This window comes from Streptomyces sp. NPDC057302, assembly GCF_042667685.1.
In the GTDB taxonomy this organism is placed as follows: Bacteria; Actinomycetota; Actinomycetes; order Streptomycetales; family Streptomycetaceae; genus Streptomyces.
The window spans coordinates 69,938-92,125 of the sequence record NZ_JBHUZJ010000009.1; the positions used below are offsets into that span (position 1 = coordinate 69,938).

At 72.5% G+C, this 22,188-nt stretch carries 17 protein-coding genes; 13 read left to right on the forward strand and 4 right to left on the reverse strand.

Going from position 1 to position 22,188, the window contains the following annotated elements; translation table 11 throughout:
• Positions 1-60 precede the first annotated feature (60 nt).
• Complete coding sequence (locus tag ACFUPX_RS09695) at positions 61-984, reverse strand: polyphosphate kinase 2 family protein (protein WP_383318784.1); 924 nt, start codon at positions 982-984, stop codon at positions 61-63.
• A gap of 129 nt (positions 985-1,113) precedes the next feature.
• Here ACFUPX_RS09695 and ACFUPX_RS09700 point away from each other — a divergent pair, with 129 nt between their 5' ends.
• The 9 genes from ACFUPX_RS09700 to ACFUPX_RS09740 all read left to right on the forward strand — a co-directional run bounded on the left by ACFUPX_RS09700 (position 1,114) and on the right by ACFUPX_RS09740 (position 13,236).
• Entirely contained in the window at positions 1,114-1,806 is a 693-nt protein-coding gene (locus ACFUPX_RS09700; protein ID WP_383318787.1) for a winged helix-turn-helix domain-containing protein, read from the forward strand.
• Complete coding sequence (locus ACFUPX_RS09705; protein WP_383318790.1) at positions 1,803-3,065, forward strand: MFS transporter; 1,263 nt, start codon at positions 1,803-1,805, stop codon at positions 3,063-3,065. The genes ACFUPX_RS09700 and ACFUPX_RS09705 overlap by 4 nt, the downstream gene beginning before the upstream one ends.
• A 129-nt stretch (positions 3,066-3,194) precedes the next feature.
• The gene (locus tag ACFUPX_RS09710) at positions 3,195-4,502 is read left to right on the forward strand and encodes an ABC transporter substrate-binding protein (RefSeq protein WP_383318793.1); all 1,308 of its coding nucleotides are present in this window, start codon (positions 3,195-3,197) and stop codon (positions 4,500-4,502) included.
• Positions 4,499-5,503: a carbohydrate ABC transporter permease gene (locus ACFUPX_RS09715; RefSeq protein ID WP_383318796.1), complete on the forward strand. Its 1,005-nt coding sequence runs from the start codon at positions 4,499-4,501 to the stop codon at positions 5,501-5,503. The genes ACFUPX_RS09710 and ACFUPX_RS09715 overlap by 4 nt, the downstream gene beginning before the upstream one ends.
• A gap of 10 nt (positions 5,504-5,513) precedes the next feature.
• Complete coding sequence (locus tag ACFUPX_RS09720; RefSeq protein ID WP_383318799.1) at positions 5,514-6,326, forward strand: carbohydrate ABC transporter permease; 813 nt, start codon at positions 5,514-5,516, stop codon at positions 6,324-6,326.
• Positions 6,327-6,363: 37 nt separating this feature from the next.
• Positions 6,364-9,531, forward strand: a complete 3,168-nt coding sequence (locus ACFUPX_RS09725) for an alpha-mannosidase (RefSeq protein ID WP_383318803.1) — start codon at positions 6,364-6,366, stop codon at positions 9,529-9,531.
• Between the two features lie 49 nt (positions 9,532-9,580).
• Entirely contained in the window at positions 9,581-11,290 is a 1,710-nt protein-coding gene (locus ACFUPX_RS09730) for a class I mannose-6-phosphate isomerase (RefSeq protein WP_383318806.1), read from the forward strand.
• On the forward strand, positions 11,287-12,144 hold the full coding sequence (locus ACFUPX_RS09735; protein WP_383318809.1) for an ROK family protein: 858 nt from the start codon (positions 11,287-11,289) through the stop codon (positions 12,142-12,144). Before ACFUPX_RS09730 ends, ACFUPX_RS09735 begins: the two co-directional genes overlap by 4 nt.
• Positions 12,145-12,201: 57 nt before the next feature.
• Positions 12,202-13,236, forward strand: coding sequence for a LacI family DNA-binding transcriptional regulator (locus ACFUPX_RS09740; RefSeq protein ID WP_383318812.1), 1,035 nt, complete (start codon positions 12,202-12,204; stop codon positions 13,234-13,236).
• A gap of 17 nt (positions 13,237-13,253) precedes the next feature.
• Here ACFUPX_RS09740 and ACFUPX_RS09745 read toward each other — a convergent pair whose 3' ends face one another.
• From ACFUPX_RS09745 to ACFUPX_RS09755, 3 genes are all read right to left on the reverse strand, one after another.
• The gene (locus ACFUPX_RS09745) at positions 13,254-14,084 is read right to left on the reverse strand and encodes a transglutaminase domain-containing protein (protein WP_383318815.1); all 831 of its coding nucleotides are present in this window, start codon (positions 14,082-14,084) and stop codon (positions 13,254-13,256) included.
• Complete coding sequence (locus ACFUPX_RS09750; RefSeq protein ID WP_383318818.1) at positions 14,081-14,725, reverse strand: CGNR zinc finger domain-containing protein; 645 nt, start codon at positions 14,723-14,725, stop codon at positions 14,081-14,083. The genes ACFUPX_RS09745 and ACFUPX_RS09750 overlap by 4 nt, the downstream gene beginning before the upstream one ends.
• Before the next feature lie 130 nt (positions 14,726-14,855).
• Positions 14,856-15,980 carry an NADH:flavin oxidoreductase gene (locus ACFUPX_RS09755; RefSeq protein WP_383318821.1) on the reverse strand — a complete coding sequence of 375 codons (1,125 nt, stop codon included), beginning with the start codon at positions 15,978-15,980 and terminating at the stop codon, positions 14,856-14,858.
• A 216-nt stretch (positions 15,981-16,196) separates the two neighbouring features.
• Here ACFUPX_RS09755 and ACFUPX_RS09760 point away from each other — a divergent pair, with 216 nt between their 5' ends.
• The 4 genes from ACFUPX_RS09760 (at position 16,197) to ACFUPX_RS09775 (ending at position 22,175) form a co-directional block, all read left to right on the forward strand.
• Positions 16,197-17,318, forward strand: coding sequence for a diaminopropionate ammonia-lyase (locus ACFUPX_RS09760; RefSeq protein WP_383318824.1), 1,122 nt, complete (start codon positions 16,197-16,199; stop codon positions 17,316-17,318).
• A 100-nt stretch (positions 17,319-17,418) separates the two neighbouring features.
• Positions 17,419-18,012, forward strand: a complete 594-nt coding sequence (locus tag ACFUPX_RS09765) for a hypothetical protein (protein ID WP_383318827.1) — start codon at positions 17,419-17,421, stop codon at positions 18,010-18,012.
• 54 nt (positions 18,013-18,066) lie between these two features.
• Entirely contained in the window at positions 18,067-20,670 is a 2,604-nt protein-coding gene (locus ACFUPX_RS09770; RefSeq protein ID WP_383318830.1) for an ATP-binding protein, read from the forward strand.
• Between the two features lie 101 nt (positions 20,671-20,771).
• Complete coding sequence (locus tag ACFUPX_RS09775; RefSeq protein ID WP_383318833.1) at positions 20,772-22,175, forward strand: FAD-binding oxidoreductase; 1,404 nt, start codon at positions 20,772-20,774, stop codon at positions 22,173-22,175.
• The last annotated feature ends 13 nt before the right edge of the window (positions 22,176-22,188 follow it).

Here is a 22,188-nt window from a genome sequence, read left to right on the forward strand (position 1 = left end):
TACTGCTACTAGCGTGTTAAGTCACGGCATACCTAGAGGTAACTTCTGTCCGATCTTGTACTAAGATCCACCGTTGCTCAGGAGCTGCTTCCTGGCGAGGCCGACATCGAAGTTCGCCTTCGGGTACTGCGGATCGAGCTCGGTCAGGTGCTCCAGGAGCAGGCTGCTGATCGCCCAGTTGCGGTACCACTTGCGGTCCGCCGGGATGACGTACCAGGGGGCGTGCGCCGTCGAGCAGCGTTCCAGTGCGATCTCGTACGCCTCCTGGTAGGCGGGCCACAGGGCGCGCTCGGCGATGTCGCCGGGGTTGAACTTCCAGTGCTTGTCCGGGTTGTCGAGGCGTTCGAGCAGACGGCGCCGCTGCTGTTCGTAACTGATGTGCAGGAAGCACTTGATGACGGTGACGCCGTCGTCGGCGAGGCTCTGCTCGAAGTTGTTGATCCGGCCGTAGCGGCGGCCGAGGTCGCTGGGCGGGACCAGTTCACGGACCCGCGCGATCAGGACGTCCTCGTACTGCGAGCGGTCGAAGATGCCGATCTCGCCGGGCACGGGAAGCGCCTGCGTGATGCGCCAGAGGAAGGGGTGGCTCAGCTCCTCGGCGGTGGGCGCCTTGAACGCCCTGATGCGGCAGCCGGAGGGGTTGAACTGGCCGATGACGTGCTTGACCGTGCCGCCCTTGCCGCTGGTGTCCATGCCCTGGAGCACGAGCAGGACGCGGCGCCGGTCGCCCGCGGTGCTCGCCGCGTGCAGCCGCTCCTGGAGGTCGGCGAGATGTTCGCCCATCCGTGCGGTGGCCAGGACGCCGGCGGCCTTGTTCGCCGGTCCCGCGGGGGTGGCGTCGGCCGCGTACGAGGTGAGGTCCACGCGCTCGCCCTCGGGGACGCGGAGCAGTTCGCGGAGGGGGGTGCCGCCCTTGGGGGCCTTACTGCCTTTGGGGTCCTTGTCCTGCTTCTTCTTGCCTTGCTTCTTCTTGTCCTTGGCCACCGGGTGAACCCTTCGCTGGATTCCCTCGATGCTCTCCGCGGGGGCCGGGCCCCGCCACTCAGCTCGTGACGGTGGCGAAGCCTGGTGGGCAGCCTTGTAAAGGAACCTTTCTAAAGATAGCTTTACATCATGCCGGAGACTCCTGGACCCGCCTCGCCTCCCTCCCCGGACGGCGCCCCGCCCCGCAGCATCCGCCTCACCGACCCCCGGGCCCTGCGGGCCTACGCCCACCCCACGCGCATGGCCCTGGTCGGCCTGCTGCGGCGGACCGGACCGTTCACGGCCACCCGTGCCGCCGAGCTGACCGGCGAGTCCGTGGCCAGCTGCTCCTATCACCTGCGGATGCTCGCGAAGTACGGGCTCGTCGAGGAGGCGCAGGGCGGCCGGGGGCGCGAGAAGCCGTGGCGGGCGACGGCCCAGTTCACCGACTGGCCCGGATACAGCGAGGACCCGTCCGTCGCCGAGGCGTCCGACGCCCTGGAGGCCGCGGTCGCCGAGCGGTACTTCGAGCGCGTGATGCGGGCCAAGGAGCAGCGCCACCTCCTGCCGCGCGCCTGGCGTGAGGCGGAGCAGTTCGGCGACACCTTCCTCTACCTCACCCCGGAGGAACTGACCGCCGTCGGCGAGCGGATGAGCGACCTGCTGCGTCCGTACGAGGGCCGGGGCGTCGACCCGTCGCGGCGCCCCGAAGGGGCACGGCGTGTCAGCGTGCTGCGGATCGCCTTCCTGGACCAGGAGATTCCCGAAGAGGCCCCCGAAGTCCCTGAAGCCTCCGAAGCCCCCGAAGTCGCGGGCGGCGACGACGCGCAGGCCGAGCGGTGAAGCTCGCGGAGCGCATACCCGCCCTGCTCCGTGAGCGGACCTTCCGGCGCTACTGGACCGGACAGACCGTCTCCCTCATCGGCGGCGAGATCTCGCTGATCGCCATCCCGCTCGCCGCCGTGCTCGTCCTCGGCGCCGACGCCGCCGAGATGGGCTGGCTCAAGGCGGCCGAACTGCTGCCCGCGCTGCTCCTCAACCTCCCGCTGGGCGCCTGGGCCGACCGGCAGGCCCGGCGGCGGCGCGCCATGATCGCCGCCGACCTGGCCCGTGCGGCGCTGCTCGTGACGCTGCCGGTCGCGTATCTGCTCGACGTACTCACCCTCGGGCAGCTCTCCGCGACGGCGTTCGCGATCGGTGCGCTGACCGTGCTCTTCGACGCCTGCAACAACACGCTGTTCGTGGTGCTGGTGCCCGCCGAGCGCTATGTGCAGGCCAACTCCCTGGTCAGCGGCAGCCGTTCGATGTCCTGGCTGGCGGGCCCCGGGGCCGGCGGGCTGCTCGTGCAGTTCCTCACCGCTCCGTTCGCGCTGCTCGCCGACGCCTTCACCTATCTCGTCTCGGCCCGCTTCCTCGCGCGCATCGACCCGGTCGAGCCCGTGCCCGAACCCGTCGGCAAGGGACACTTCACGGCGGGCCTGCGCTGGGTGGTCAAGGAGCCGTCGATGCGGGCGCTGTTCGCCTGGTCGGGGACCATCCAGTTCTTCAACTACATGTTCCACACGCTCTTCGTGCTGTACGTGACGGTCGAACTCGGCTTGGGAGCAGGCGTGTTGGGAGCGATACTGAGCGCCGGAGCCGTCGGCGGTCTCATCGGCGCCGCGTACAGCGGCAGCATCGTGCGCCGCTTCGGCATAGGGCCTTCGATCCTCTGCGGCTCCGTGGGATTCACCCTCCCCCTGCTGCTCGTACCGCTCGCCGACGGCCCCTTGCCGTTGATCGTCGTCATGCTCTTCGCCGCCGAATTCCTCAGCTGCGTCGGCGTGATGGTCATCGACATCGCCGCCGGGTCGCTCCAGATGGTGCTGATCCCGCCGACCATCCGCTCCCGGGTGATGGGCGCCTACCGCACCCTGAACCACGGCTTCCGCCCGCTGGGCGCCCTGCTCGGCGGCTTCCTCGGCACGGCCGTCGGGCTGCGCCCGACGCTCTGGATCGGCACGGCAGGAGCGGTCCTCGCGGTGCTGTGGCTGCTGCCGTCGCCCGTTCCGGGCACGCGCGAACTCCCCGAGCCCGCCGACAAGGACGCCGTGCCCGCCTAGCCCCGAGGGGTTGCCCGCCGCGTCCTGGCCGCTGCGCGAACCATTGACATCCCAACCCGGCGTAGAGAAGCTCCATCACGCCCGTGTTAACGCTAACACCGGGCTGACACACACCTGGGGGAGCCGCCCATGTCAGGTAGTCGTCACCGCCTTCATCCCGCGCCGGTCGCCTCGCTCGACCGCCGCGCCCTCCTCGCCGCGGCCGCCGCGGGAGCGCTCGCCACGGCCTGCGGAACCGCGAGCGGGCAGCCTCCCGGCAAGGTCGCCGTGCTCGGCGACAGTGCCGCATGGGAGAAGCCGATGGCCGCCGCGGGGGCGGCGATGAAGTCCGTGGCGGGCCTGCGGCTCGTTCCCGAGGTCAATCCGTCCCTCGAGTCGTTCGAGCAGGTCGTCAAGTCCTCGCTGCGCACCAGCAAGACGCCGGACATGCTCAAGTACTGGTCGGGCTACCGCCTGCAGGACCTCGCCCGCACCGGCGGCATCGTCGACCTGACCCGGCAGTGGGACAGGGCCGTCGGCAAAGGGTGGGTCGACGCCTCGTTACGGGACGCGTTCACCTACCGGGGGCGGGTCTACGCCCTGCCGATGAACCTCGCGTACTGGGTGTTCTTCTACAACACCGAGGTCTTCGAGGAACACGGCCTCCAAGTCCCCGAGACCTGGGACGACTTCCTCGCCACCTGCGAGCGGCTCAAGAAGAGCGGGATCACCCCGCTGCACGGCTCGGCGGCCGACCGCTGGCCCTCCTTCATCTGGTTCCAGGAGATCCTCAGCCGTCAGGACCCGCAGTTCTACGAGGACTTGATGAACGGCCGCGAGCGGTACAGCGACCCCCGCGCCGAACGCGCCCTGCGCACCCTGGAGTCCTTCTTCGGCAAGGACTGGTTCACCTCCATGGACATGAGCCACGCCGACGCCGCCGCGGCCCTCGTCCACGGCAAGGTCGGCATGGTGCCCTGCGGTACCTGGCTCGGCTCGACCCTGGTGGGGGCGGGCGGAAAACCCGGCAAGAACTTAGGTGCCTTCGTGCTGCCCATGGCCGACCCGAAGGCCCGCCCCTGCGTCGTCTTCGAGTCCAGCGCCCTCGTCTCCACCGTCAAGGGGCCCGACAGAAAAGAGGCGTTGGAGGCGGCAGGCCACTGGCTGGAGCCCGCCGTCATGAAGGCCTTCTCGCACAGCCTCCAGGACGGCTGCCCCAACCCGCAGGTCGAGCCGCCGAACCCGATGATCGCCGGCCTCGCCAGGAAGGTCCGCGGCGACAAGCTCTGGCTGCTCAACCGCTTCTGGGAACAGGGCCCGCCCGAACTGGTCGAGGCGACCGTCGACGACCTCGCCGGGTTCCTCCTGGACCCGTCCTCGGCCCGCACGACCCTGCGGACCATGCAGGACCGCGCGGACGAGGCATGGCAGGTGTGGCGGGAGGCGGAGGAGACATGACCGAGATCGTGACCCCCGCCCAGCAGCCGGCTCCCGCCCGCCGACGTGGCGCGAGGGCCGTGCGCGTACGCCGCCGCGTCCCGACCCGCACCCCGCACCAGGCCGCCCGGGGCAACGGCAGGCTCGGCGGGCCGCTCGCCGCACTGCCCTGGGCACTGCCCGCCTTCGCCTTCGTCGGCGTACTCCTCGTCTATCCGTTCTTCCGCAGCGTCTACGACAGCTTCTTCGAGGACAACGGCTTCACCAGCAGCTTCACCGGCTTCGACAACTACGCGCGACTCGCCGACGACCCGATCTTCGGCCGGTCCCTGCTCAACACCCTGATGTGGGTGGCCGGGACCTTGCTGCTGCCCGTACTCGCCGGACTGCTCATCGCCGTCGCCACGCACCGGATGCGGTTCGGCGGGATCGCGCAGCTCGTCATCGTGCTGCCGTACGCGATCTCGGCCGCCGCCACCGCCGTCCTGTGGAACTTCATGCTGACCTCCGACGGCGCGGTCAACCAGGTGCTTCGCGGGATCGGCCTCGACTCGTGGGCGCAGACCTGGCTCCTGGAGTGGCCGCAGAACACGCTCTCGATGATCGTCGCCAGTACGTGGCAGGCCACCGGTCTCAACGTCGTCCTCTTCGCGATCGGACTTCGCGCCATCCCCCAGGACACCGTCGAGGCAGCCCAGTTGGACGGGGCGAGCGGCTGGCGGATGTTCCGGTACGTCACGCTGCCCCAGCTGCGGGCCGTGACGGTCGTCGTGGTCGGGATGGCCATCGTGAACAGCCTCAAGGCGTTCGACATGATCTGGATCCTCACCAAGGGCGGCCCGTCCCGCTCCTCCGAGACCCTCGCCCTGAGCATGTACCGCGAGGCGTTCCGGCTCTTCCACATCGGCTACGGCTCCGCGATCGCCCTGGTCCTCTCGGTGATCGTCGTCGCCTCCTCCTGGATGTACCTGCGCCGCCAGATGCCCGAGGCCGACACCCGCGCCGCCACCGCCAAGGCCTGAGGAGGCACCCATGGGCCGCACCGCGCGCCAACTCTTCGTCGCCGGATGCGTGCTGCTCTGGCTGATCCCGCTCTACCTCCTCGTGGTCAACGCGATGACGCCCGCCGCCGAGTACACCGGCAAACCCGACTGGACCTTCCAGGGCTTCGACCTCGCCGAGAACCTCAGTACCGCCTGGAACGTGGCGGGCATCGGCGACAGCTTCCAGGCCTCGCTGCTCTACGCCGTCGTGTGCGGCCTGGCCGCGGTGCTCATCGCGGCCATGGCGGCGTTCGCCGTCGTCGTCCTGCCGATCCCCAGGCCAGCCTTCTGGTTCTGGCTGATCTACTCCGGCACGCTCTTCCCGCTCCAGATGTTCCTCGCGCCCCTCTTCGGCCTGTACGCGGACGCCAATCTCTACGACACGAGGCTCGGGCTCATGCTGATCTACTCCGCGTGGGCCGTGCCGTTCGCCTTCTTCCTGATTCGCAATCAGATGACCACCATGCCACCCGAGTTGACGGAGGCGGCGCTCATCGACGGTGCCTCCTTCCGGCGGATCTTCTGGCGCATCCACGTACCGCTGATGAAGGCGGGTCTCGGCGCGGCCTTCATCTTCCAGTTCACCGCCGTCTGGAACGACCTGCTCCTGGGCATCACGCTCAGCCGCAGCCCCGACGTGCAGCCGGTGATGGCAGCCCTGACCACCCTCAACAACGCCTACTCCTCGACGGGACCGCCCGTCATCCTGGCCGGCGCGCTGATCGTCTCCGCGCCCACGCTCCTCCTCTTCCTGGTGTTCCGCGGCCTGTTCCTGCGCGGCGTCACCGCATCCGCCCGCTGAGACCACCGACCGACCGCTCCCACCAGGAGAGAACCGCATGACGACACGGGCCCTCGTCCGCACCACCGACTGGGACAACGACCGCATACGCGACAGCCTGCGCTCCTCCGTCGTCACGGCGGAGGGAAGCCTCGGCGACAGCGCCCTGAGGCTGACGGAGGAGCCGTTGCTGCGCAAAGCCGCCGACGGCGACGGTCTCACGCAGTCGCTGCGGATCGAAGCGGTCAACGGGTCCGTCCTGCCGGTTGAGTTCACCGTCCGCACCGAGTCCGGGACCGCGCTGCCCGTCGAGCGGCTCCCGGGGCCCGGCGGCTCCGTACGCCTGATGGTGCCCGCCGTCGACACCGGGACCCGCCTCACCGTCTGCCTTCCCGACACCGCCGAGGGCATCGACGTCCGGCTCACCCCGCAGCGCCGCTGGACCCTCCACCTGGTCCACCACTCCCACCTCGACATCGGCTACACCGACCCGCAGGGCCTCGTACTCGCCGAGCACCTCTCCTTCCTCGACTCCTGCCTGGAGCTGACACGGGCCACCGACGACTGGCCCGCCGAGTCCCAATTCCGCTGGTGCGTCGAGTCGTTGTGGTCCTTCAGGCAGTGGGCGGACGCCCGGCCCGCAGAGCAGGTAGAGGAGTTCGTACGCCGGGTGCGCGAGGGACGCATCGAGCTGACCGCGCTGCCGTTCAACCTGCACACCGAGACCTGCTCCACGGACGAGCTGCACGAACTGCTCCGCCTCGCCCACGACGTGCGCGAGCGGCACGGCGTCACGTTCACCTCCGCCATGCAGACCGACGTGCCGGGGGCGGTCGTCGGCCTGGTCGACGCCCTGTCGTCCGCCGGTATCAAGTACCTCTCCGTAGCGCACAACTGGGCCGGACGGTCCGTGCCCCACCTGGTCGGCGGCGAGAAACTGCCCCGGCTCTTCCGCTGGCGCGCCCCCAGCGGCAACAGCGTCCTCGTCTGGGTCACCGACACCCCGCACGGCCTCGCCTACATGGAAGGCCCGCTCCTCGGCTTCGACACGGCCTACGCGGACGTCGACGACCTGCTGCCCGCCTATCTGACCTCGCTGGCCACCAACCCCTACCCCTATCGCGGCGGCATCTTCGGCTGGGCCATGGACCAGACCGAGGTCAAGCGCGAGCCCTACCCCTGGGACGTGCTCCACCTGCGCGTCCAGGGCAAGTTCGGCGACAACGCCCCGCCGCGGCGCATCATCGCCGACACCGTCCGCCGCTGGAACGAGACCTGGGCCCACCCCCAGCTGCGGCTCTCCCGCAACGAGGACTTCTTCGCCGACGCCGAGGCCAGGCTCGGCGACACCATCCAGACCTTCGACGGCGACTGGACCGACTGGTGGGTCGACGGAGTCGGCTCCGGAGCGCGGCCGATGGCCCTGGCCCGCACCGCCCAGTCCGTGGTCGCCGACGCCCAGACCATCGGCACGTTCGCAGGCATCCTCGACGCCACGGGGGCCGAGGAGGACAGCGCGGACGCGGCCGGGGTCTACGAGGCGGTGTCGCTCTTCGACGAGCACACCTGGGGCGCCGGCGACCCGTGGACCCACGGCGACGAGGGCGGCCACTCCGGTGAGCACCAGTGGCACTGGAAGTACGGCCAGGCGATGCGCGCGCACGACGACGGGAACGCGCTCCTGGGCAGGGCGAGCGCCCGGCTCGGCCAGCGGCTCGCGGTGTCACCGGGCGCGGCGGCGACCTACCACGTGATCAACACCTGCTCCTGGCCGCGCACGGACGTCGTACGGATCTTCCTGCCGGAGAGCAGCGTGCCGCTGGAGCAGGCGGTGGCCGTGCACGACGGCCGTAGCGGACGCCGGATCGTCCACGAGGAGGAGCCGCAGACCAACGACGACCACCGGGACGCCGGACGGTTCCTGCTGGTGCGCGTGGAGCAGGTGCCGCCCGCGGGATCGGTGCGCCTGGACATCACCGCCGACGCGGCGCGGACCGGTGAGCGGTCGGCTGCCACGGCCGTGAAGGCGGCCACCGGCTGGAACCCCACCGGCGGCACCGAACGGGAGGACCCGGCGCGGACCGCCGCCGCGGCGCTCGCCCGCCCCGGATCCACGCTCCTGGAGAACGAACACCTCGCCGTCCTGGTGGATCTCGCGCACGCCTGCATCGCCTCGGTCGTCGACAAGGCGACAGGGCGTGAACTCGTCCGCCCCGACGCGACCGTCGGCTTCAACGGATACATCCACGACAGCTACACCACCGCCGGGGCCTTCAACCACAACTCCAGCCGCACGACGGCGTCCGACCGCCTCGAACACCTCGGCGACCGCGCCGTCGCCCCGCCCGCCGCGCTCATCGCCCGCACCTCCACCGTGACGGCCGAATCGATCACGTACGAGACCCGCCCGGCCGGGGCCAACCGGCTGCGCACCACGCTCACCCTGCCCGTGGGCGTGCCCCGGCTCGACATCGAGAACCGCCTCGACAAGGACGCCACACCGCGCAAGGAGAGCGCCTACTTCGCGTTCCCCTTCGCCTTCGACGAGCCGGTCGTCCGGATGGAGGCATCCGGCGGGCTCACGGGCAACACCCTTCCCGTGGTGCCGGGTTCGGCGCTGCACATGCGGGCGGTACGCCGCTGGGTGACCCTGGCCGACGACGGATGCGCGGTGGCCTGGTCCACGCAGGACGCGCCGCTGGTGCAGTTCGGCAACATCGCGCTGCCGTACGCGCCCTTCCCGAAGACGATGGGGCACGACGAGCCCGCCACCGTCTTCTCCTGGATCCACAACAACCTGTGGGACACCAACTTCCCCAGTGAGCAGGGCTTCGAGTTCACCTACCGCTACAGCCTGGCCTGCGGCCCCACCGCCGACGAGCTCGGCCCCCGCACGGCCGCGGCCTGGAGCCGCCCGCTGCGGGCCGTGCGGGCCAGGGGAACGGTGGGCGACGGGCAGCCCTCGCTCGTCTTCGCCGACCTCGGGGACGCGAGGGTCCGCCTGGTCGGGGCCACGACGCCCCGGCCGGGCCAGGTCCTGTTGCGCCTCCAGTCCTTCGCGGAGGAGGCGGTGGACTGCCCGGTGCGGGTCCACTTCCCGGCCGTGTCCGCTCGCCGCGCGGACTACCTGGGAACGCCGGGCGGTGAACTACCGCTCGTGGACCGTGCGTTGACCGTCGATGTTCCCGCCCTCGGCACTACCGCGGTGCTGTTCGTACGTCCCTGAGGCCCCGCCCCTGAAACCCAGTGAAGAACCACCGCAAGAAGGAGCACGCGTGTACCGGCTCGACCCGCGTTACCCCCCGGCGCCGGGGACCGTACTGGTCGGCGGCTGGGAGGCCGTCGCCGCCGAACTGCCCGACGAGCCCGCGATCGTGGCCGTCGAAGGGCCACCGGCCGCCGACTGGGAGACCATCGCCGCACGGCTCGCCGCCGGATGCTCCCTCCCCGTACGCACCCTCGACATCCGCACCCGCTACGCACCCCCCGCCGTGGTGCGGCGCCGCACCATGAGCGCGCCGGACGCCGACGACCCCTACTACTGCAAGCTCGCGGACAACCACCTGTCCGACCTGTTCGACGAACTGCCGGGTGACGACGGCGAGCTGGAGGGGCTGTTGATCGTCTACGGCCCCGGCGCCTCCCTGGTCCTGCACGACGTGCTCTGGTACGCCGACCTGCCCAAGCGGTACGCGGAGGCCGCGGTGGTGGCCGGAGAGGGGAGCAACCTCGGACTGCCGGGTGACCGCGCCGAGTTGAAGCGCCTCTTCTACGTGGACTGGCCGATGCTCGACCGCCACCGTGACGCGGTCGTCCGGCAGCTGGACGGCTGGATGGACGTGCAGGATCCCGGGCGGCCGGTGTTCCTCGACGGCGACGGGCTCCGGGCGAGCTACGCCGACCTCGCGCGGGCCCCCGTCCGCACCCGGCCCTTCTTCAACTCCACGCCCTGGGGCGGGCATTGGGGCCAGCGCGCGCTCGGCTTCGACCCGGCGGCGCGCAACACCGCCCTCGGCTACGAACTCATCGCCCCCGAAGCGGGCATCCTGATCGGACACGGCCCCGAGGCCCAGGCGGAGATCCCCTTCCAGCTCCTGTGCGTCCTGCACCCCGACGAGGTGCTCGGAGCGGAGTCGCACGCCCGCTTCGGCACGTCCTTCCCGATCCGCTTCGACTACCTGGACACCGTGGGCGGCGGCAACCTGTCGGTGCACTGCCACCCCAAGGAGCCGTACATGCGCGAGCGGTTCGGCTGGCACTACACCCAGCACGAGACGTACTACATGACGCTCGGCAGCCCGGACACGCGCGTCTACCTCGGTCTGCGCGAGGACGCCGATCCCGCGCTCTTCCGCAAGGAGATCGAGGAGGCGGCGAGCGACGGGGTGCCGATGGAGCCCGGCGACCACGTCATGACGTTCCCGGCCGAACAGGGCAGGCTCTTCATGATCCCGGCGGGCACCCCGCACGCCAGCGGCGCCGGAAACCTCGTACTGGAGATCAGCGCGACCCCGTACCTCTACAGCCTGCGCTTCTACGACTGGCTGCGACCGGACGCCGACGGCAACCCGCGGCCCCTGCCCTTCGAGCACGGCCTCGCCAACCTGGACACCGAGCGGCGCGGTGAGGCGGTGACCCGCGATCTGGTCCAGGAGCCGTACGTCCTGCGGCGCGGCGACGGCTGGTGCGAGGAACTGCTCGGCGCGCTCGACGAGATGTTCTACGAGGTGCGGCGCTACGCGCTCGACGCGGGCGCCGTCGCCGCCGACGACACGGCGGGACGTTTCCACGTGCTGAACGTGGTGGAGGGCGAAGGAGTCACCGTGCTGACCGCGGCCGGGGAGCGGCACACGCTGTCGTACGCGGAGACACTGACGGTGCCCGCGGCGGTCGGCGGCTACCGCCTACAGGCGTGGGGCGGCCCGGCGAAGGTGGTGAAGGCGCTCGTGCGCGACCGCCGCGCGACGGACACGGCCCCCTCGTGAGGGCCGTACTGGAGATCGGGGGCACCCATGTCACCGCGGCCCTGGTGGACCCCCTGCGCACCCGCGTGAGGCGCCGCGTCCGGCGCCCGCTCGACGCGCGGGGCGACGCCGAGCACGTACTCGGCGCGATCGTGCGCTGCGCCGGAGAGCTCCAGGTGCCCGCGGGTCAGGTGTGGGCCGTCGCCGTGCCGGGGCCCTTCGACCACGAGAAGGGCATCGCCCGCTTCGAGGGCGTCGGGAAGTTCGACGACCTGTACGGGATCGACGTGCGCGCGGTGCTCCTGGACGGCGTGTGGCCCAGGCCCGCGGACGTGGTGTTCCTGAACGACGCGCACGCCTTCTCGCTCGGGGAATGGCGCGCGGGGGCCTCGGCGGGCCATCGCCGCTGTGTGGGGATCACCCTGGGCACGGGGGTGGGGTCGGCGTTCCTCGCGGACGGCGTCGCGTGCCGCGACGGCCCCGGGGTGCCGCCCGAGGGCCGCGTCGACCTGCTGCGCCGGTGCGGCGCGCCGCTGGAGCACTCCGTGTCCCGGCGGGCGATCCTCGCGCGCTACGGCGACCGTGACGCGGACGTGCGGGACATCGCCGTGCGGGCGCGGGAGGGCGAGCGGTGGGCCGGGCAGGTCCTTGCCGAGGCCCTTGCCGCCCTTGGTACCGTCCTCGCCCCGTGCGTACGCGACTTCGGTGCCTCGGCGGTCGTCGTCGGCGGCGCCATGGCACTGTCGTGGGACCTGGTCGGCCCGGCCCTGCGCGTGGGCCTCGGGGATACTCCGGTGAGACCGCGGCCCGGCACGCTGGGCGCGACCGCGGCGCTGATCGGGGCGGCGGAGTACGCGATGGCTGCCGGGCGGTGAGAGCAACCTCTGGGACCCCAGAACCTCCGGGCCTCCTGGGAAAGGACACATGTGACGATGCCCGAACCGCGTACCCCCGCGGACGGCCCGCCCACCCTGCGGGACGTCGCCGAGCGGGTGGGAGTCAGCGCGATGACCGCCTCCAGGGCCCTGCGTGACGACGCGCGCGTGCTCCCGGCCACCCGGGAACGCATCCGCGCCGCCGCCGCGGAGCTCGGCTACCGGCCCAACGAAGTGGCCCGCAGCCTCCGCCTCGGCAGAGGCACCGGTCTGGTCGGGCTCGTCGTCACGAACCTGGCCAACCCCTTCTACTCGCGCCTCGCCCTCGGAGTGGACTCCGTCATCGCGGACGACGGCTTCAAGACCGTCATCGGGAACACCGGCCAGGACCTGGACAGCGAGCGCGAACTCGTCGCCGACCTGGTGGCCCGCCGCGTCGACGGCATCATCGCCGTCCCCGCCGCGGCCGATCAGCGCCATCTCGCCGCCGCGGCGGCCGACGGCGCCCCCGTGGTCCTCGCCAGCCGGCCGCCCGAGGGGTTCGACGCCGACTGCGTCCTGGTCGACGACTTCGGCGGGGCCCTTGCCGCCACCACCCGGCTCATCACCCGCGGCCACCGGCGGATCGGCTTCCTCGGCTCACCGCCCGCCGTCTACACGGGCACCGAGCGCCTGCGCGGGTACGCGGCGGCCCTCGCCGCCCATGGCCTGCCCTTCGACGAACGCTACGTACGGCAGGGCCAGACCGAACCGAGCGAAGCCCGCCGCGCCACCGCCGGGCTCCTCGCGCTGCCCGAGCCGCCCACCGCGCTCTTCTGCTCCAACAACCGCAACACGATCGGGGCGTTCCGTGCCCTGCGCGCGTCGGGCACCGACACCGCGCTCGCGGGCTTCGACGACTTCGAACTCGCCGACGCGCTCGGCCTGCCGATCACCCTCGTCGCGTACGACAGCGACGAGCTGGGCCGGGCCGCGGGCAGGCTCCTTGCCGAGCGGATGCGGGGGAGGGGTTCCGACACCGCCGGAAAGCCGGAACCGGGCCCGGCGCGGCGCATCGTGACGCCCACCAGCCTGGTGGAGTACGGAAGGTGAGGTTCGCGGGGCCGTTCTCAGCCGGCCGGCGTGAGGGGCGGGGCCGGGAGCCGGGCGCCAGCCGAGCGGCGGCCGAGCACGGGCTCGGCCACCCAGCGCGCGGGACCGCACAGGGTCTGGCCGTGCCGGGCGAAGAGGTCGTCGCGCGAGTCGAAGTGCCCGAGATCCGCGAGGACATGGGTCGACAGGTCGCAGCCGCAGGAGTCGGCGTCGGTGTCGGCGTCGGCCGCGCAGGCCGTCGCGCCGTCCCAGTCGACCGCGGTACGGGACAGGGCCTCGAAGAGCGTCTCCGCGCCCTCGTTGGTGAAGCCGCCGGTGCGGCGCCCGCTCAACTCGACCAGCGGGCCGAAGAGTTCGGACACCGGAAGCCACGGGCTCGTGCCCGCCCCGCCGTGCGCCGGCTCCTCGAAGCGGAACTCCGGCCACGCGAGCAGGACCTGCTCCGGGACGAGGCGCCGAAGGTGCGGGAAGCGCGGGTGCCAGAACGCGCCGGCCACGCGCAGGCCGCGGACCCGGGTGGGCACGCCGGACGCCCGCGCCACGGCCTCCAGGACCGCCAGCCGCTGACTGCACGAGCCCCGGCCGCGCCGCAGCACCTCCGACACCGGCCGCTCGTCGTGCACCGAGTACACCGGCCGTACGGTCGCGGCGATCCGCCCGTGCGCACGGCGCAGGGCGGCCAACTGGTCGGAGCGACGGGCGAGGCCGGTGGAGTCGGGGGAGCTGGTGGATCCGGGCGGCGGGACGGCTGCGACGCTCCGGATGAGTTCGGCGACGCGAGGGTGGCGCCAGTCGAGTATCCGCGTCGGCGCGGTGCTGCCCGCCGCGTCCGGCACCGGTGGCTTCATTCCTGACCGCCGGGCGCCGGCTCCGCTTCGGCGCCCTCGCGGCGACGGCGGCGCGAGGCCCGCAGGTTCGCGGCGTTCCCGCAGTCGCGGGTGGAGTGCCAGACGCCGCTGTTGTTGCGGGAGCGGTCGTAGAACGCCGTGGCACAGCGTTCGTTGCGGCAGATCTTCAGGCGCCGCCACTCGCCGGTGGTCTGGGCGAGCAGCGCCTCGCACAGCACGGCGGACGTCAGCCAGCGCCAGCCCTCGCCCTCGGGCTCGGTGGTCAGGGCCGCGTCGCCGTGCAGGTTGACCTGGAGGGCGCACGAGGTGAAGCGCGCGGTCCCGCTCTCGTCGTGGGCGGTACCGCTCTCGCCGTCGGCGGTGCCGCATCGCGAGTGCAGGGCCCGGCGCAGCTGCTCGCGCAGCTGGCGCAGCTTGGGCAGATCCTCTTCGGTGAGCGTGAGCCGCACCGCCGTGCGGCCCGTCTTCGCTGCCCAGGTGGGCAGCGCCACGGCGACCCACTCCTGCGCGGCGGCCAGGTCCCCGAGGAGATCGGCATCGGGTGCGACCCTGGAGGGCGCGGTGTTCAGGATGTCCTGCACGAGCCCCAGGCCGCCGGGGACGGCGGTGGGGAAGTAGCGCTCGGTGGCAGGCCAGGTCATGCGCATATCGTACGCGACCGCCGCCGACAGCAGCGTATGGCCTTAGCTGCCGTCGCTGCGCCCGCGCCGCCGGACCACCGCCGCGGGTACGGTCCCGGCGCCGCCGGGACCGTACGCGGCTGGCTGTGCCTCAGGCCAGGCTCCCCAGCTGCGACTTGTCGAAGGGCAGGGCGTCACCGAGGCGGTTCTCCAGGGCCTTGGCAGCCCACTCCGGGTCGGCGATGAGGGCGCGGCCCACGGCCACCAGGTCGAACTCGTCCCGCTCCATGCGGTCCAGGAGCGGCTCGATGCCGGTGGAGGCGGACGGCGCGGCCCAGCCCTTGGGGCCGATGAACTCCTGGTCGAGCCCGACCGAGCCCACGGTGATCACCGGCTTCCCGGACACCTTCTTGACCCAGCCCGCGAGGTTGAGGTCGCTGCCCTCGAACTCGGGCAGCCAGTAGCGGCGGGTGGAGGCGTGCAGTACGTCGACGCCCGCGTCCACCAGCGGCGTGAGCAGGCGCTCCAGCTCCTCGGGGGACTCGGCGAGCTGCGCGTCGTAGCTGCCGGCCTTCCACTGCGAGAGCCGGAAGACGACGGGGAAGTCGGGCGAGACGGCGGCGCGCACGGCCGCGACGATCTCGGCGGCGAAGCGGGTGCGGGACTCGATGTCGCCGCCGTAGCCGTCGGTGCGCTGGTTCGTGCGCTCCCAGAGGAACTGGTCGATCAGGTAGCCGTGCGCGCCGTGCAGCTCGACGCCGTCGAAGCCGATCCGCTCGGCGGCCGCCGCGGCGTCCGCGAACGCCCGGATCACGTCGTCGAGGTCGTCGGAGGTCAGGGCGCTGCCCTTGGGCTGCCCGTCGAGGCCGATCGCGGAGGGACCGGCCGGGGGAGCGGAGGGCACCGGGCCCGCGCCCTCGTCGCGGGTGATGCCGACGTGCCACAGCTGCGGAATGATCTTCCCGCCCGCCGCGTGCACGGCGTCGGCCACCTTGCGCCAGCCTTCGAGGGCGTCGTCACCGTGGAAGCGCGGGACGCGGTCGCTCGTACCGGCCGATGCGTGACCGACGTAGGTCCCCTCGGTGATGATCAGGCCGACCCCGGCGGCGGCCCGCCGGGCGTAGTACTCCGCCACGTCCGCGCCCGGCACGCCGCCCGGCGAGAACTCCCTGGTCATGGGCGCCATCACGATGCGGTTGGGCAGGGTGAGGCTGCCGACGCCAAAGGGGCGGTCGAGGGTCTGGGTGGTGCGCGCGGTCTGCGACGCCGAGGTCATGCGTCCTCCTGGCGGGAACGAGGGGTGCGACAGGTGCGATCATCTTGCGATCGATGACGTAAGCGTACGCGCTTTACTCATGTCGCCTTGCCTGGGGGCCTCGGGCGTGTGATGGATCACGATCAATCGGAATGCATGAAGAATCGGGACGTATCGGCTGGAACTACTGGAACTACTCGCTGGACCGCGAGGTAGAGGTGGCCGCAGGCTGGCCGCATGCCTGAGAACACCGATCAGCCGGGAGCCTGGTTCGCCCGGCCCGCCGCCCGCACCTGGACCTGCCCGCCCGCCCCCGCGCAGGCCCAGGCCTTCCACGCCTCGCTTCCTGGCTACGCCATCACGCCTCTCCATGAACTTCCCTCCCTGGCAGTTGAGTTGGGCGTCGGGCGGGTCTTCGTCAAGGACGAGTCCGCGCGCCTTGGACTGCCCGCGTTCAAAGCGCTCGGCGCGTCCTGGGCGGTGCACCGGGTTCTCGAGGAGCGGGCCGCGAGCGGCGGGGCCGCGGCGGAGCCGGTCACGCTGGTCACCGCCACCGACGGGAACCACGGCCGTGCGGTGGCCAGGACGGCCCGGCTGCTCGGCCGGCGTGCCCACGTCTTCGTGTCCGGGGGAGTGCATCCGGCCGCGTCGGCGGCGATCGCCGCCGAGGGCGCCGAGGTCACCCAGGTCGCCGGGCCCTACGACGAGGCCGTGCGCCGGGCAGCCGCCGCCGCGGCGGTAGGGACCGCCGCCGTGCTCGTCCAGGACTCCGCCTGGCCCGGCTACGAGCGCGTTCCCCGCTGGATCGTCGAGGGGTACTCGACCTTGTTCACCGAGATCGACTCCCAGCTGGCAGCGGCCGGTGCGCGGTTGCCCGACCTGGTGGCCGTGCCCGTGGGCGTGGGCTCGCTCGCCCAGGCCGCCGTCACCCACTACCGCAGCCGCCCCACCGCAGGTGAGCCCGCCCCCGCGCTGCTCTCCGTGGAGCCGGAAGCGGCGGCCTGCGTCATCGAGAGCCTCATCCGCGGGGAGCTGACCAGCGTCGTCACCGGCGACACGGCCATGGCGGGCCTGAACTGCGGCACCCCCTCCAGCCTCGCCTGGCCCTACCTGCGCGACGGCCTCGACGCCGCCGTCGCCGTCACGGACGCCGGCAGCGCACGGGCGGCCCGCGAGCTCGCCGCCCTCGGCGTATCGTCCGGCCCCTGCGGAGCCGCGTCCCTTGCGGGCGTCCGCGCCGCACTGACCGGCGAGGGCGCCGAGGGCCGCCGGGCGGACCTGGGCCTTGGCCCCGCGGCGACCCTCGTACTGCTCAGCACGGAAGGCGCGGAAGCCAACCCGCACCACCAGGAGCCCTGATCCCGACGTGCCCCGCACGGCCCGGCGGGGCGAGAATGCAGGGGGCGCCGGAGCCCGAGGCCGAGACCGCGCCCCCAGACCCCCAGGATCGGAGTCGGCGTTGCTCTTCAAGCGCGACGTGCTCACCGCCATCGCCTCCGGTGAGGTCGACCTGGCCTTCCGGCGCTGGCGCAGACCGGCGGTGCGCCCCGGTACCGAGCTGCGCACCGAGGTCGGTGTGCTGCTGATCGGCGAGGTGCAGGCCGTGCCGGAGGCCGCGGTCACCGACCGCGACGCGCGCCGGGCGGGGTTCGCCGACCGGGACCGCCTCCTCGCCGACCAGCGGCCGGGCGAGGACCGGCGGCTCTACCGGATCGGCGTGCGCGTCACCGGTGACGATCCGCGGATCCGGCTGCGACAGGACACGGATGTGCCCACCGCCGAACTCGACGAGATCGTCGCGGAGCTCGGCCGCATGGACACCCGGAGCCGACGCGGACCGTGGACCGCGCGGACGCTGGAACTGATCGACGGTCAACCGGGCGTTCGCGCGGCCGAGTTGGCCGCTCAGGTCGGCAGGGAGACGCAGCCCTTCAAGGCGGACGTACGCAAGCTCAAGGAGCGCGGCCTCACCGAGTCCCTGGAGACGGGATACCGGCTCTCCCCGCGAGGGCGGCTGGTGCTCGGCCGGCTGAGAGAGCGCGGCCCGCACTGACCGAACTCCTTTGCGGACGACGGAATGACGCGGTCGCGTGGGAGAATCACCGGCGTGGACGGGGGGATCCTCGAGCGGGATCTTGAGCTGGCTCGACTGACCGCCGCCGCGCGGGAAGCGGCCGACGGGGCGGGTTCGGTGGCGCTCGTCTTCGGTGAGGCGGGCATCGGCAAGTCCAGCCTCGTGAACGCCCTGCCGGGAGCGCTGTCCGCGCAGGCCAGGGTGCTTGTCGGGCAGTGCGACGACCTCGCCACGCGGCGTCCGCTCGGCCCCTTCCGTGACCTCGTCGGCAGTGTGCGGGCCGAGCTGGCGAAGGCGGTCACCGAGGGCGGCGACCGGCATCGGGTGTACGACGCGCTGCGGGGCGAGCTGGGCGACCCGCCCCATCCGACGGTCCTCGTCGTAGAGGACGTGCACTGGGCGGACGAGGCCTCACTCGACGCACTGCGGTTCCTGGTACGCCGTGTGGACCGGATGCCCGCGGTGCTCGTGCTGACCTACCGCGACGACGAGCTGGGCCGCGAGCATCCCCTGCGCCACCTCCTGGGCCAGGTGTCGAGGGCGGCGCGCGTGCACCGCGTCCCCCTGCCCCGCCTGTCGCGGAGCGCGGTGCGCACCCTGAGCGCGGCCAGCCGCCTCGACCCGGCGCAGGTGTACGCCGTGACATCGGGCAACCCCTTCTACGTCACGGAGGTCGTCGCGGCGGGCGGCACGGGGGACGTGCCGCCGACCGTGGTCGACGCCGTGCTCGCCCGGCTGCGCGGCCTCGACGACACCGCACGTGACGCCCTCGAACAGCTCGCGGTGCTGCCCGCGGCGGTCGAGCGCTCCCTGGCCGACGCGCTGCTGCCGGACGGCGTATGCCAGTTGACGGCGGCGGAGCGGCGCGGGCTGCTCGTCGTGACCCCCGAGCGGGTGGTGTTCCGGCACGAGATCATCCGGCGGGCCATCGCCGACTCGCTGCCCGCAGCGCGGCGCATCGAGCTCAACCGCAAGGTGCTCGCCGTCCTGGTGGCGCAGCCCGGCGCCGACGCCTCGCGCATCGTCCACCACGCGGCCCAGGCGGGCGACCAGGACGCCATCGCCCGCTTCGGACCCGACGCCGCCAGGGACGCCGCCCGCACCGGCGCGCACCGGGAGGCCGCCGCCCAGCTCCGCCTCGTCCTGCGCCGGCGCGGGCGTTACGGCCCGGCCGAACTCGCCGACCTCCTGGAGCGGTTCGCGGTGGAGAGCTACACCATCGCCGACTCCCCGGCCGCCGTCGGCGCCCAGCGGGAGGCCGTCGCCCTGCGCCGTTCGCTCGGCGACCTGCGGGCGCTCGGCGCCGATCTGCGCTGGCTGTCCCGCATCCACTGGTGGGCGGGCGACGCGGACGCGGCGCAGGAGGCCGCCAGGGAAGCCATCGACGTACTCGAACAGGTCGGTGACGAGCGGCTGCTGGCGCTCGCCCTCAGCAACACCTCTCAGCTGCGCATGCTCTCCGACCGGTACGCCGAGGCCATCGGGTACGGCGAGCGCGCCATCACGCTGGCCCGGCGTACGGGTGACGCGGCGATTCTCTCGCACGCGCTGAACAACGTGGGCACCGCACGCTGGCGCGGCGGAGACCCGCTGGGACGCCCGCAGTTGGAGGAGAGCCTGGCGGTCGCCCTGAAGGCGGACGAGGCCGAGCACGCCTGCCGTGCCTACGCCAACGTCATCTGGACGCTGCTGGAGAACCTCCGGTTCAAGGAGGCGGACCACTTCCTGGCGCCCGCCATGGAGTTCGCGGACCGCACGGAACACCTGGGATTCCTCCGATACCTCCAAGTCGAGCTGGCGCTGCGGCAGTTCGCCGCGGCCAAGTGGGACGAAGCGGAGAAGCACGCCGAGTCCGGCGACGCGCAGGAGTTCCCGCCCGCCCGCTGCCCCGCCCTGACCGTCCTGGCGCGCGTGCGGATCCGGCGCGGCGCCGACGGCGGCGACGAACTCCTCGCGCGGGCCTGGGAGGTCGCCGCGCGGACCCGGGAACTCCAGCGCACGGCCCCGGTGGCCGCGGCACGGGCGGAGGCCGCCTGGCTGCGCGGTGACCACGCGGCCATGATCGACGCCGTCGGCCCCCTGTACGGGCAGGCACGGAGCCTGGCCGCGACGCCGTACCGCGCGGAGCTCGGCCACTGGCTCGCCAAGGCGGGGCATCCCGTCCCCGCCGACGGCTCGGACCACCCGTACGCCTTGCAGGCCGCCGGGCGGTGGCGCCCGGCCGCCGAAGCCTGGCGGGCGGCGGGCTGCCCCTATGAACACGCCGCCGCCCTCGCCGAGAGCCCGGACCCGGCGGACAAGCTCACCGCGCTCGCCTGCCTCGACGCCCTCGGCGCCGAACCCCTGGCCCGCAACGTCCGCGCCGAACTGCGCGCCCTCGGCGTCGCCCGGATCCCGCGCGGTCCGCACGCGGCGACCCGCCGCAACCCCGCGGGACTCACCGGCCGCCAGCTCCAGGTGGTACGGCTCCTCGCGGAGGGTCTCACCAACATCGAGATCGCGGGACGGCTCTTCCTGTCCGTGCGCACGGTCGACAACCACGTCCGAGCGGTCCTGGAGAAGCTCGGCGCACGCAGCCGGCGCGAGGTCGCCGCCCGCGCCGCGCGACTGGGCGTCGAGATCGGCCGCGAAAACTAGGCAATCGCCGGGCCCGAGCTGGGTGGTGGGCACGGATATCGATGCACCGCGGACGGCACTAGAACGGGCTGACCGGACGCACCGATCCATCGGGGGAGTACATGTCCATCACGCCCGCACAGGCAGCACGCAGCGAACTCGCAGGGTTCAAAGGGGAATTGAAGGGACCGGACGACGCAGGGTACGACGAGGCGCGCGCCGTCTACAACGCGATGGCCGACAAGCGCCCCGCGCTCGTCGCCCGCTGCACCGACGCCGACGACGTGTCCCGCGTCATCGGCTTCGCCCGCGCGCACGGCCTGCCGCTAGCCGTCCGCGGCGGCGGCCACCACGGAGCGGGCCTGGGCACCGTCGAGGGCGGCGTGGTCGCCGACCTGTCGCCGCTCAAGGAGATCGAGGTCGACGCCCGGGCCCGCACGGTGCGGGTAGGCGGCGGCTGCGTCTGGGGTGAGGTGGACCGCGCCACGCACGAGCACGGCCTCGCCACGCCGAGCGGCATCATCTCCACGACCGGCGTCGGCGGCCTCACCCTCGGCGGCGGCCTCGGCCATCTCACCCGGCGGTTCGGGCTGAGCGTCGACAACGTCCTGGAGGCCGACCTCGTCCTGTCCGACGGCCGTCAGGTGCGGGCCAGCGCCGACGAGAACGCCGACCTCTACTGGGCGATCCGCGGGGGCGGCGGCAACTTCGGCGTCGTCACCTCCTTCCTCTTCCGGCTCCACGAGCTGAGCACGGTCATCGCGGGCCCCACCTTCTGGCCCGCCGAGCAGGGCGCCGAAGTCCTCGCCGCCTACCGCGACTTCCTGCCGGGGACACCCCGCGAGGTGAACGGCTTCTTCATGTTCGGCACCGTGCCGCCCGCCCCGCCCTTCCCCGAGCACCTCCACCTGCGCAAAATCTGCGGCGTCGTGTGGTGCCACACCACCACGGACGCCGATGCGGCGGCCCACGCCATGGCGCCCCTGCTCGACGCCACGCCCGAACCGCTCCTGCACGCCGTGGGGGAGATGCCGCACCCCGTGCTCCAGTCCATGTTCGACGGGCTCTACCCGCCCGGCGACCAGTGGTACTGGCGCGCGGACTTCGTGGACGCGATCCCGGACGACGCCGTCGCCCTGCACGCCAAGTTCGGCCCCGAGGTGCCGACCATGAAGTCGACGATGCACCTGTACCCCATCGACGGCGCCGCCCACGACCACAGCTCCTCGGACACCCCATGGAGCTACCGCGGCGCCCGCTGGGCCTGCGTCTACGCGGGAGTGGACACAGATCCGGCCAACGCCGACCTCATCAAGCGCTGGACCGTCGACTACTTCGACGCCCTGCACCCGTTCTCGGCGGGCGGCGCCTACGTGAACATGATGATGGACGAGGGGCAGGAGCGGGTCCGGGCGAGCTACCGCGACAATTACGCGCGCCTGGCGCGCGTCAAGGCCGCGTACGACCCCGACAACGTCTTCCGGCTGAACCAGAACATCGAGCCCGACCCGGGCGGCGCCGGATAACCCGGGCGGCCCT